8 protein-coding genes and 1 pseudogene are annotated in these 13067 nt (G+C 38.4%); all 9 read right to left on the bottom strand.

What is annotated here, in order from left to right:
* A pseudogene (locus ABF487_RS06800) lies at positions 1-2164 on the bottom strand (hypothetical protein); the annotation flags it as partial.
* Positions 2165-2263: 99 nt separating this feature from the next.
* The gene (locus ABF487_RS06795; protein WP_415634885.1) at positions 2264-3697 is read right to left on the bottom strand and encodes a lipopolysaccharide biosynthesis protein; all 1434 of its coding nucleotides are present in this window, start codon (positions 3695-3697) and stop codon (positions 2264-2266) included.
* Between the two features lie 37 nt (positions 3698-3734).
* Complete coding sequence (locus ABF487_RS06790) at positions 3735-4721, bottom strand: glycosyltransferase family 2 protein (protein WP_415634884.1); 987 nt, start codon at positions 4719-4721, stop codon at positions 3735-3737.
* Between the two features lie 2 nt (positions 4722-4723).
* Complete coding sequence (locus tag ABF487_RS06785; RefSeq protein WP_415634883.1) at positions 4724-5971, bottom strand: hypothetical protein; 1248 nt, start codon at positions 5969-5971, stop codon at positions 4724-4726.
* Positions 5972-6084: 113 nt separating this feature from the next.
* The gene (locus ABF487_RS06780) at positions 6085-6693 is read right to left on the bottom strand and encodes a Wzz/FepE/Etk N-terminal domain-containing protein (RefSeq protein ID WP_415625243.1); all 609 of its coding nucleotides are present in this window, start codon (positions 6691-6693) and stop codon (positions 6085-6087) included.
* 38 nt (positions 6694-6731) lie between these two features.
* Positions 6732-7808 carry an acyltransferase family protein gene (locus ABF487_RS06775; protein WP_415634882.1) on the bottom strand — a complete coding sequence of 359 codons (1077 nt, stop codon included), beginning with the start codon at positions 7806-7808 and terminating at the stop codon, positions 6732-6734.
* Between the two features lies 1 nt (position 7809).
* Positions 7810-9891 (bottom strand): hypothetical protein, encoded by a 2082-nt coding sequence (locus ABF487_RS06770; RefSeq protein WP_415634881.1) that lies wholly within the window; start codon positions 9889-9891, stop codon positions 7810-7812.
* A gap of 5 nt (positions 9892-9896) precedes the next feature.
* Positions 9897-10868: a glycosyltransferase family 2 protein gene (locus ABF487_RS06765; protein ID WP_415634880.1), complete on the bottom strand. Its 972-nt coding sequence runs from the start codon at positions 10866-10868 to the stop codon at positions 9897-9899.
* Positions 10869-10934: 66 nt separating this feature from the next.
* Positions 10935-12962 carry a sulfatase-like hydrolase/transferase gene (locus ABF487_RS06760; protein ID WP_415634879.1) on the bottom strand — a complete coding sequence of 676 codons (2028 nt, stop codon included), beginning with the start codon at positions 12960-12962 and terminating at the stop codon, positions 10935-10937.
* Positions 12963-13067 lie beyond the last annotated feature (105 nt).

Genomic DNA, 13067 nt, shown 5'->3' with positions numbered 1-13067 from the left:
CGTTGGTTTCACTCCAGGCATTGCCTTGCAGTTGAACTTGCTGACCGACTCGGAAACGTGGTCCTTCCCCGACTGGCAATGCAAGATTTTCCATGGAACTTTGCCATATATCACTACTGTTCAATGGATCCACTGAACTAGAAAAGGCATATAGAGAGATATTAGGCACATCCCAGCCCCAAGAAACTGGCACGGTAAATGTAAATCTACCAGTTGAATTGGGAACTATGGTAAGCGAGTTCCCGGCCTGCGTTACTCTAATCCTGAGGTTGGGATCGATATACCAATCATCACTCCCGTCAGATCGAATGCCGTATTTAACAGCAGTAATAACACTACCGGTAACCACTCTTTGATTATTGACCAACTGTGCGCTTGCACTAGGAATAGGAAACACACCAACAACAGTGTTATTTGACACATTAAGGCTCTCATAACCTGACCAAAAATGTATTGGTGCCAGATGATGACTAGGCCAGACCGTTTCTACCCAATCAACGAGTGGGTTAACAAACAGGTTGCCTGTGACCGTTATATTCCCAACAGGCGTGGAATGCTGACCAACCCCTGTAGAATAAGCCAAAACATTACCATGATCATCTAAATAAGGCAGGAATTGGTTATTGGAAATAGTGATGTTATTTGATTCTTGTGTCTGAGCATTATGCTCTGCGCTGTCTGAATCAATTTTAGAAATATAATCAGCATCCCAGACATGATTATTAGAAGAAGCATCCAATTGGATAGCCTCAGCATAATAATCATGGCCGTCATTCATATCCAGCCTAGCTACTTTTTTAAGATTTGGTGCATAACCAATAAATTTATTATTTGAAAAAGTCGAATTTTGAATGCCGCCAAGATCAAAAATATGTTCGCCTTCAGTATTCACCATCGTAAAACTATTGTCATGAACTTGCCAATTATTACCATGATCAGCCATCACGATGAAGAAATTGCCATTGACCAAATCCCTAGCTTTCACATTCAAATTTGACATGGTAAAATTTGAAACACCATCAATGGCTCTAAGACCGGTAGCCAAGCCTACCCAAATTGACTGGCCATCAACAATTAGATTTGTTTGGTTACCATTAATCGTGGTATTGGAAGATAAAATGATATTTCCGGCGGTAGAAGAAAGATTCTGCGGCCCTGCTGCACCAATAAAATAGTCTCCTTGTGGCAACTGGATATTTGTACCCGAATGTTGAGAAGCGTAATAAAGAGCAGTTTGCAACAGCTGGTCATTTTGGCTACCGCTATTCGTCTGACTCATATTTATGTGATAATCATTGCCACTAATAGTTGGAGCTGCCGGTTCCCAACTAGCAGGGATAAGATCCTGTTCTAGTACATAATCATTCTCATAGCCATTCTGAAAATTAATTTTATATTCCCACAAAGAGTGGGAACCGCTGAACGGCTGTTGGCTTGCAACGGTACCAACCCAACCACGATGTGGCGCTAAATCGTAACCGTTAGATTCAGTCTGGGCATAAGACCCAATTTCAACTTTGTCACCAATAGCAAAAACCGGATCCGCATAACGAGACAAATCCTGTTCCAAGACATGGTCGTTATGTTCGCCATCATAGAAAGAAACCATATACTCATAGCCAGAGCCATTCGATACTGTGGAAATAGATAAAACTTTACCCACCCAATTCCGGTGTGGAATCAGGTTATAACCGTTAGATTCTGAAACAGCAGATGCGCTGATTTGAACAATGTCCCCCACTTTGAATTTCGATGGAATCGCAGGTGGCTCGTTGGTATCTGAATTATTTGCTGTATTGTCAGACGGCAAATTGCCAGGCTGAGGGGCGTTCTGCTGAGTACTCGATGAATCACTACTGTCCGATGAAGACGCCGCAGAAGAATTAGCATCTGCGGTGTTTCCTAATACGTTTGGCTGACTAGTTGCAGCGGTTTCAGGAGAGGTGCTAGTGCTGTTTGTCGCGTCGCTACTGGTTGCAGTATTATCAGCTTGATTATCTTGTTTAACACTTTGAGTAACAGAGGTATTGGGGATGACATTGGTGTCGGCTGACGCGCCAAAACCGAAAATAGTAGGAACCAAGATCAACAAAAAAAAGAAAACAAATGAGATTAAATATCTTGGAACTGATTTGAATAAACTTGTTTCTTCTTTTAAACGCATAAAATCCCTCAAAAACTATTTAACACTTACAAGTCTATTACTAACTAAGACAATTCTGAGAATAGGATTGCAAAAAATCATATTATTAAAGAAAATCTATTATTTAAACAAATGATACAAATTTTTGATCTCACCCATAAAAAATAAAGGGATAATCGTAAAGAACCAAAATAACATTGAATTTAAAAGCAGCTGCCAGAATACAGAACGCAAATCAAGACCAAATATCTGAGGTACAAACATACTCAAGTAGCCGATTAAAGAAGCAACTAATGGCTTGAAAATCATTATGATATAAGACCTTAATTTATCATCTAAAACTCTTCGCGACAGGTACCCAAAAGACACCCAAAAAATGATGTAATAGTGAATCGTCATCATCAAAGCCATACCATTAATTGATTTTGTAAAAACACCAAAAACAATGAAAATAGCCGTAATTGCAAATTCAAAGAATCCTATATTCATTAACTCTTTGGTTTTATTCCTCGCTTGGTAAATCGCTCCTAAAGTGGAAGTTGTCATATGTATCCAAGTCGTTAAAGCCAGTATACGGAATGGAAAAATAGCGCCAGACCATTTCGGCCCGAATAAAAACTCAATGATTAAATCGGCATTCGCAAACAAATACACAGATAGTGGGATTCCAGCAATCATTAGAACGTTAATGACACGATGGTATATTTTCTTGATCGTATCAATATCCGACTCAAAATTGCTAAGAACCGGTTGCATGACAGGCACAATTACCCCAGCAAACATATTGTTGGGATAAACAACGAGTTGAAAGGATTTACCATAATTTCCTAAATCTTTCTGTCCAAAAAATTTACCGATGACCAAGTTGTCCATGTTTCCGGCGAAATAATTAAAGATACCAAAAACCATCTGATATCCAGAAAAAGATCTGATTTTTGTAAAGGAGCCCCTGTCATAACCCTTTAGCAATTTCAAACCTGAAAAATAAAAATAAAAGATAAAATTGATCAAAGATGGCAAAAGGTTAGAAATTACCAAGGCATATATACCCCATCCACCAAAAGCAGCGGCAATTCCTAAAATACCGCCAATGATATAGGCAAATAAACCGGTGAAATTCAGTTTTTTAAAATCTTGTCTTTTTTGCAGAATAGCCACTGGCACAATTGAAACAATCGATAACAAAACTAAAGGTGCCAAAAACCAACTCAGCTGATAATAGATCGGATTTCGATATATCAAAGCAAAGGGAATACCTAAAGCCCCGAAAAGAACAAACGCCACAAGTGAAATCGCAAATAAAATCTTAAATAAAGAAGAATAATCTCGATCGTTTAATTCTTTATTTTGGACAATAGCTGGTCCAACTCCCAAACTCGTGATCAACTGAAAAAATGGCAGCAGCACCAGCATGATGTTTAACACACCATAGACACTGGGTCCTAAAATCCTAGATAAAACAATGCTGATAAAAAAATTGGACACAACACCGGCATATTGGCCAATAGCTGTAAAAAAAATGCCGTGACGTAATTGTTTTTTTATAATATCCATTAATTTTCTTAACGTTGATCCAAGGAACAGTGGGATTTCACTTCCATATTTTCTCCATCACCTCAGCACGATACTCATAATCAGGATCGCCATACTCAATCGGCGGATTAAAGAAGAAGCCATTCCAAGTACCTTTGATAATGATTCCCAACTTCGCAAAACGGAACTTCACGCCTGGTGTTAGTAACACTTTGACAAAATCATAGGCATTATGACCCAGCGTTTTTATATATTTCGGTAGTGAATGACGGCGCTTGGACGTGCAAAGGCGATTTCTGAATTCATTCAGGTAACGAGGCAAACGGGCTCTAACCTTTTCACCAGAAATATCTCCTGGCAACGGATTCTTCCCGCTGGCATGTACCACGATCGAATTACGGACAAAAAAACCCGGGAAGAAGTGCGTTACACGTTGGGTATATTCAATATCATCCCCCCAAATAAAGTATTCTTTTTGCGGCAAACCAACTTTGAGAACCGCCATCCGAGAGATGATTGTTGAGACAAAAGTCGAATGTTTGATGCGGACAAAAGGTGCATCCCCATAATAAACCTTGATTTTATCGGAAAATAAGGGTGCAGCCATGTTCATATTAGCCCAAGTCCCGTCTTTCCAGATATCGTGACTGGCGGCCATACCAGCTGTGGGGTCTAATTGCCATACCTCTAATAGCCGATCTAAGGCATCATCTGTCACCAGCGAGTCATCATCCATCAGCCAGACGAAATCATCATTGGTCTGCTGAATAAAGGCACGCACGCCTTGATTAAAACCGCCAGCGCCACCCACGTTTTTTGGCAGATCAACAAAAATAATCTTGGTGTCTTTTTTTTCTTCTGTTAAGACCCAATCTTTTGTGCCGTCTGTTGAGGCGCCATTCACAATAATAATGTGTTTCAGACTCGCACTATGCTGGTTCTGCAAAGCGGCAATAGATTGTTTTAGCAAATCCAAACGATTATACGTAACAACCACGGCGCTCACGGTTATGTTCTCAGTATTTTCAATAAATAATTTAGACATCTTTATGATTTTAACACCTGTGTTTCCTTCATTCGATATTGAACAAATCTGACAAAAACAAAAATAGAAATCAATGAATAATAGCTGAACCAATTAAAGTCGAATAGAGCTAACACGCCATACATAATCATCGTATATTTGGCGGCATCTTTGACAAAAATTGTTAAATTATCTTGCGGCATCTTGGTGCGGAAATCATAGAATAGTTCTCTTACCTTACGTATGATCGGCAGGAAGAATAACAAACCATACTGAGCCAGAAAACCACCCCAATCAGACAAAACCGCATAGTGATGACTGAATCCCCAAAGATACTCAACGTTTAATTTTGTGTTTCGTGGCGCAAACTGAACAATGTAATGACTCACATAGCCATTTCCAACCCCAAACAAGGGATAATGCAAAAAAGTCAGAAACAAGCCTATTGTGCCGCCTGTTCGATTAGAGGCAGATTGGCCGCCCTTGGCAAACAAATAACCATCCAAAAAACCGTGAATTGAATTAATTGTGAAATAGGCCAGCGTGATCGCTGCAAGACCTAGTATTGCCATCGTGATGAAAAATTTTTGCGTTCCGCCACGCATATCCCAGACCAAAACCAGCCCTGTCAAGCCAATTGCCACCAACCCGGTCGTGGTCTTAGCCAATGCAAAGACAGCGGCAATAAAGAATAGTAGTACGTAGGCTTCAGTCGGAAACTGACCAAATTTATTTTTGATGAAGGAATAGCCGTGTTTGACAGCTGATAGCACCCATGGCAGAAATACAACTGCCAGTTGTCCGGCCAAAAAAGCCGGTTCAATCTCTAGTCCGTTTGCGCGATGCATGGTAGCCGCATAAGAACCTTTCACATAATCACCAACAATCCCCCATCTGGGTAAAATTGATTGGTCGATGTAGTTCACCCAGCTCAAGGTCCAATTCTTACCAGTAGCAACGATCAATTGCGGAACTAACACTAAAATACCCATAACAGCTAAAGTCAGAATCGTACCGCGGATATATCTGTACATATCTGCATCAGATCGAATACTGCAAAATAACAGCAGATACACAATCAACAAAGATAGAATCGTTGAGAGAAAGCCAAAAAAAGAGCCCAAAATATTGAAATCTTGGGAATCAGACCCAAACTTACTATAATTCCAAATCAGTAAAATAATTTCAGAGACGGTGAGCAGGACAAAGTATAGGACAATCTTGCCTTGAAAGATTTTCTCCTGAAACAATTCTTTTGGTTGAAGTGTCACCTTAAAAATGAGATAGGCCGAGAAAACAAAAAAAGGCAACACCGTGAAGGGTTGCGGGATCACATTTGTAAATTGCTTTACAAATAAAGAAAAAAATATCAGCCAAGCCGACATTACTTCAATTTATCCTTTATATCATTCCATAAAAGCACAGCACCAGAAAGAACAAGTCCCAAAGCAGCGCCTATCAAAGTGAACTTTCGTGTACTAGGCCCTGTCTCACGGACTGTGTTGGTCGCCTTTTGTGCAACAATCACTTTTCCGGCAGCGGGCAGGATCCGAGGAAGAACTTTTTTTGTCGACGCAGCTAATGCGTTCACGATACGGACAGCTTTTCTCTTATTAGCAGCACTCGCACTGATATGCATTAAGACGCTATTATCCGGCGAAGTCACTGTCACATCTCCCGAAGAAAACGCAACCGTTTTTTTTGCGTCATCTGTAATCGCTGAATTCTTAATCAGTGCTTGAATCGAATTCTGCAGAAGGATGTCGCTCTGAGTCAGATCAAGCGCATTGGCATCACTATTCTTTTTGTCGTTATCACCGAAATTGCTATAGTTATGCGAAATTGTCAGCACCGCATTAGCGTGGTATGTTCTAAACGCAGCCATCCTAGAATAGGCAAAGCCAAAGCCAGCAAAAATAATCGCCGTTAAAAGCCAAATCCACCATTTTTTAATGAGCAATTTTAATAAGTCTAATAAAGAGTATGTTTTCATATTTTCCAATCCAAGAATTAATTATAACGAAGCTAATGCTATTGTACTTTAAGCGGCCAGTTTCTTTGAAAAAAGATCGTTTGCACGAAATGGCTGCGATTAATCAGAAAGGCAGTTACAAAGGTCAGAAAGGCAATGATCAAAGCCGCTAGGGTCCAGCCTAAATAATTATTTAAGTGCAGTATGTAAAGATATCTATTCACCAATTGGACTTGCAAGAAGATCAAGACCCAGTCGTGCGTCACCATCAGCATTCCCGAATTCCGTCCAATCCAAGCCATCCAGCCGTGAATTTTTTTATCCAGCCAAATTGCCAAATCTAATATCACAATAATCGATGCAAATGCCGCCAGCAGGGTCTGCCAAGCATTTCCATTAATTACAGCTGATACAAAATAAAAGATATTTGTCTTCGATATATATACCCATACAGCCAAACAAAGGAGGGCAAAATAAGGCGTCTGAATAAAATGAAATTGTCGGGTCCTCTCGTCGAATAAATATTTGAACAAGTAGCCCAAAGCCAGAAAAGTGGATCCCAACAGGCCGCTCTGTATGTCAAAGGGCCATAGATAAGGCACAAATTCGTGCCGTACAATTATAAAAAAGATAAGCAGAGATGCAAGGAGAACAATGATGCGTCTGGAAAACTCTGGCAGCCTGGTAAAATTAACCAGTTCCACAAGCAAAGAAAAAGTTAAAACAGAGATTGCCATGGCTAAGAAAAACCAAATGGCACCAATTGGTGCCAAATCGCCCAATAAAGTAAGGTCATGTCCGCCATTACCATAGATAGCACCAGCTAAAGTGCTTTTAACTGGCCAATTCAATAACCAGGCCAAGGCAACAATCATCAAAGACCCAAATACGTAAGGAACAATCAGATTATTTAGTGTATTAATAATCCGTTTTTTCCAGCTATAGTCGTGGAACAAAAAACCAGATAGAAAAAAGAAAATCGGCAAATTGCCAATCATAATGAAATTCGTTATCCGCTGTGCGTAGCCATCATTTACCCACCAACCAATACCTGCGTGAGTGACAATGACCAGCAATAAGGCAATACCGCGAGCAACGTCTATATAGGTGATTCTCTTTTTCTGTATCTTAGGCATACTAAATCTTTCGTTTTCTAACAGATGGTATCCATAACAAAACACTTAACAAATATGGCCCAAAAATCAATCCAGCCAGTCCTTTTCGTGAGATTAAAGGTCTTTCAACAGTTCGATCAAATTCATATGTAGGAATCAAATTATGTCCACGTGACTGAAGAGACGCAGACCCCATGTTGGCTGTACCCGCATTGACAATCATTCTTGTAGTTATATAATCGTGATCTGTATTTTGAACGATTAAAGAATATTTACCCGCAGGAAAACGACCAGCAACACGGTTTTGGCCATTATTAAGTTGATATTTTCTCCCATTTTTTTGAAATATTAATTCCGCTTGAAATCCTTTTTCATAGCTCCGATAAGGGAGCTGAAACAAATTAGCAGGTTGCTTTAAATGGATAGGAAAACTATAACGACTTTGGGGTGGCAAATCAAAATCTTCAAGTCCTGCATAACGTTGAAAGGGCTGGATCTGAACAAAGTCCGTATACACCTGAATACGTTCGGTTAAATTGTAATTTCTTAAAAACGAAAAGCACGAAAAGACCCCCAACGCCAAAACAAGTGCCAGCCATCCTTTGTGAAGCAAACTATTCTTAGCATTATTAAAATGCTGTGCCATCTTGGAGCGATCAAAATCATTTTTCGAAAAAGCGGATGCCAACAAAACAAACGGAATCATTGGCAGCATGTAACGATCTCGTACTTCCCAGAAAATAACTTGGAAGCTAAATATCCCAAGAACGCTCAAAATAGAGAATATAAATAAAGGATCATCCTGCTTCTTTCTAAAATGACTAAAACAGCCATAACTAAGCAGCACAAACATTAATACATAAAAACCGTGGAAAATGTTCGTCCAAATAAAGAGATGTCGGACTTGCCAACTTTCAGAACCATTTTTATTAGCTAGCAACCCTAAATCCTGATTAAAAGTACCAGATGAAAACATGAAATTTACCTTATCTATCAAGTGATGAATAAGTCCAAGTGAGTCATAGCCCTTCAATCGTTCATTAATAGCTTTTCGATATAATTTATTTTTCTTAGTTTTGCTATATCCTTGAGTTTCAAACTTCCAAGCATCTGTTCCGTTAATTTCTCCCTGAGTCGTGGGATTCAAACCCATATAAACATAACGCAAGGCAGGTGTAACAGCATTTGGCTGTGGCGTGAATTTGTTTGCTCTTTGCATAGTAGAAAAAAAACTAAATAAAAACAAGAAAGAGAATGCAAAAGTTATCAGAAATAAGATTTTGTTTTTAAAACTGAATCTCTTGGTTAAGAAAATAGTTAAAAACAAAGCAATCACAATAACTATTAAATTAGTCCTAAGAAAGTAGCCAAGAATTAACGTCACTGTTAAAAAAAACAGAAATAGGAATCTTTTGAATTCCCCACTATCTTGTAATGCAAGAATCAGAAAAGAAATCGAAGAAAATAATATAACAATTGAAATCAGGTCACTGTAAACTGGTAAAACAAAAAAAGTCAATGGAACAAATAAAAAAGAAAAAATAGCAAACGTAGCCGCAATTTTAAAGGAGTAAAACTTCTTCAGAACATAAGAAAGAAATAGAATACTCAAATCTAGGAGGAATAGCTGGAAATAAGAACCAAATAATGCAAGATTGCCAATGGAGAACAAATTGCCAATTCGATAGATTCCACTCCAAAAAATGGCAATATTGACGTTATTTGGATAAACTGCAAAGTAATGTGACCAAGAAAAATGATTCTGAGCTAAATTTTGTGACTGTAAGAAAATGTAACCCGTATCGGTGTTAGGAATCACATGATATGAGACTACAAAAAATATTTGAACGGCCATAAAGAAAAGCAAAAGAAAAAACAGTTCTTTGCTATGAACCTTAGACGAAAAATAATTCAAAAACCAAAAGACTAAAAACGTAGTAAAGATAAAAATCAGTAAAACGGCAGAAACATCTAGGAAAGATGTATTATCGCCGAAACCTAAATTAGGAAAAGAAAAGACTGCAGAGTATAGAATTAAAGCAGTGACGATCAAACCACATAACAAAATTAAGTCTGAAAAATAGTTTCGAAAGATTTTTACCATCTTCATTATTTTCTTTCTTTTTCAATATACATGGGCCGTCTTTTAGTTTCGAGAAAAATTGCAGCAATATATCTACCTACAATTCCCAAGCTAAACATCTGCAACCCACCAAAAAAGGTAATAACAACGACCACCGTTGTCCAACCACCAATCGCAACTGTTGGATCAATAATTTTTCTAATGATCAAAAAAATGGCACCAAGTCCCGCTACAAAAGTTACGAGCAACCCCAAAGCAGCCACAAACGTTAAAGGTACGGTAGAAAAAGAGATCAAACCAGTGATGGCGTATCTAAACAATTTCCAAAACCCCCAACTACTTTGCCCTCTCTGGCGGTTAACGTTTTCATAGCTGATATATTCGGTTTTAAATCCCACCCAAGAGAAAAGCCCCTTAGAAAAACGCTGGTTTTCTGGTAATGCTAATACTGCTTTAACCATCGCTTGAGACATTATTCTATAATCACGTGCACCACTAACGAGTTTGGTTGAAGATATTTTGGAAAGCATTTGATAGAACAAATTAGAAAAGAAACTAATCAAAACCTTTTCGCCCTTTCTATCTGCCCTTCTAGTGGCTACACTGTCCAAATTCTCAGTTACTAATTTTTCAAGCATCGTAGGTAAAAGAGATGGCGGATCCTGCAAATCAACATCCATTAAGGCAACATAATCATAGTTTTGGGTATATGAGAGGCCGGCATAAATGGCTGCTTCTTTGCCGAAATTTCTCGAAAATGATATAAAATGTACCGATTTATCAACTGCCTGAAGGGCTTTTATTTTGTCCAAGGTCGTATCAGCGGACCCATCATCGATATACCAGAAATCACAAATAAGCTCATGAAAATCTTCTGGTAAGGAATTCAAACTTTGCCTGGTCAGATTAGCTTTTACTGTGTTGTAAAACAGAGATATATTTTCTTCTTCGTTATGGACGGGAACGATCAGAGCCAATTTTTTAGGCAAAATAGACATTACTCATATTTTATAGGATTGTTCATTAGAATACTAGGGGACGATTAAAAAGCCCTTGTGGACACTTTATTTAGGGTTTTGCATGAAACCATCGCTTTTGATGTAATGCCGACCCTTAACAATATCATATTGCACCATCCTATAATCTCGTAGCAAAGTTCTTTGAGCACTAGATAACTGACTATTTGGAATCTGCTGGCCTTGATTATTCAAAAAAATATTCTTACGATCATTTGTTTGCCAGATATCAGAACCACTTTTTGCTAATGCATTAGAGGATGCGGGTAATTGCTGCCGCAGTTCAGTCAGCATAGCTAAAAAGGGAGATACTTTGGCATTCATGTGTTCAGCTGATAGAGCCTGAAAATAATTTGGCGAAGTAAAGTTATTCTGATCATCTAATTTTGTATTATGAGAAGCACTGGCTTTATTAGAGTAAATAAAATAATCCGTCTCATGAAGTGGCAATAAATTATTAGGGTCGCTCATTTCACTATCATAAATACCCGGCAAATGGTCGCCATACCAGACCACAGTAATAGGGCGATTAATTCGATCTAATTGTTGCAAAAACCATTCAGTCGCGGTATCTGTCATACTTGCTCCCTGAACGTAAGTCTTAACATTATCAACTTCGGAGTTAGACTGTTGGAACGTCGAAGTTATATCAAAAGTATAGTTTTTATACCAGTTACTATATCCAAGGTGATTCTGCATTGTAGGCATCTGAATAAATTGTGGTTTCGCATTTTTGGATAACTGCCATAAAACATTTTGATAAGCAGCACGATCACTGACATAAGGATTATTATCAATCCTATTCTGATATTTAATTTTGGGGTTGTAAAGTGTATAAAATTTTTGAAAGCCAAATTTTTTATATACCGTGGACCGACCATAAGTTACTGGCAAGAAAGGATGGATGGCATTTTTGATCGCCCAAGTATTACTAATGTTTGGCAAATAGTTGGATGAAGGAACCACCTGCACATACGGTGACGTGACTGTGGGCAGAAAATTAGTTAGCGAGAGACCGGTCAATGCCTGGTATTCCAAATTAGCTGTTCCGCCACCATAGCCTGAACTTAGCATATACCCTGAAGTAGTCCTATCCTTGAGTGCTCTTATTTTTGGAATCGGATCTGGATTCACATGTAAACCCGGCACACGCAAGGGGTCAGAAAAACTCTCACTTAAGATATAAATAACAGTTTGTTTATCTAAATAATTGGGCCGATTGGCATTGATTTGGTTAGCAACTTTTTTATATTTCCGATCAATTTTAGCCATAGCTGCACGTGAATAGCCTTGTGGCATATTCATGACCTTGTTGTCAAAAAAACGCATGAATGAATATATGGCACCATTAGACCGTTGATCATAATTAACATCCCAAGGGATAGGCGAATCATTGAGCCGCGAAGCAACCCTATCTGGCAGTGTGTTACTGGTATAGAGATTGCGTGCAGAAAAAATAATTAGCGCAGATAGGACAAATAAAGGTACGCGAACAAACCATTTAGCAAATTTAATGCGTGAATCAAAGCGGCGGAATAAAAAATATAAGATAACAATGACTAGTATCGCAAGAACCACTAGCATCACAAACTTACCTGCGCTGATACCAATAAAATTTACTAACGTAAGCGGATTAGTCAATTGAGACAGATCCGAAGGCAGTATTGATTCATTTCGATAAATCAGCTTTTGATTATCTGCAATCGCAAAAACAATAAAGATGAGATTATTTAAAATAAAGGTTAGCCAAAAACGGTTCGTAATCGCTAAAATTAACCCAAAAAAAGCCAGCACAAAAATCAGATTTAAAATAAATTGATGATTCTGGCTGCCAGGAATGAAGGCATTGACGACAAAATTTGTAGCTGCCTGGACGCGCTCGACAAGTGTTTGATTCATACCGACCTGAATTTGGAATTGAACAAACCAAATATCAAAGGTCGATGAAATGAGTACAATGAGCGGATAAAAAAGCCAACGCGGAAAAGGCGCACTGGCTGACATAGCGGGATTCTGTTTAGACTTAAAATCATTGATGCCGCTAACTATTTTTTTAAATTTTTTCTGTAAATCCAATGCTCAGCTCTTTCATTCCATTTTACACAACCGATGCATTATACAATATTTCAATTAAAATACAGAAAAATAAAACCCCGCAAAATACACTAATGCTGAGGTTGT

Source organism: Oenococcus sp. (assembly GCF_047725585.1).
GTDB lineage: Bacteria > Bacillota > Bacilli > Lactobacillales > Lactobacillaceae > Oenococcus > Oenococcus kitaharae_A.
This window is presented reverse-complemented; position numbering and strand designations above follow the sequence as displayed.